Raw genomic sequence first — 386 nt, forward strand, 5'->3', positions numbered from 1 at the left:
CCGCTTACCCGCCGCCGACCACCACCGCGCCGCGGTCACCGACCGCACCGACGACCGACCCGGGATCACCGACGATCGACCCGGGCAGGCAACGGCGGGGCCTGGGACGGAACGGGCGCACCGAGCGGACGCACATCCCGGCGACGCGCACCAGCCGGGTCTGGACGACGCTGCTGCTGTTCGCGCTCGTCCTCATCCTCCTACTGATCTTCATCCTGCAGAACCAGGACGACGTGAAGCTGTCCTACCTCGGCGCGCACGGGTCGATCCCGCTCGCCGTGGCGATGCTGTTCTCGGCGATCGCCGGCGCGCTTCTCGTCGCGATCCCCGGCGTCGGCCGCATGATCCAGCTCCGCAAGGTGGCCCGGCGCGGCACCTGTCTCTTA

Annotated in this window: 1 protein-coding gene; it reads left to right on the forward strand. The window is 71.0% G+C overall.

Annotated features, from left to right (window positions below):
- On the forward strand, positions 1-386 hold a 386-nt coding region (locus NBZ83_RS32730), incomplete at both ends, for a LapA family protein (protein ID WP_308203861.1).

Origin of the sequence: Frankia gtarii, assembly GCF_025403375.1 — a bacterium.
Lineage (GTDB): Bacteria > Actinomycetota > Actinomycetes > Frankiales > Frankiaceae > Frankia > Frankia gtarii.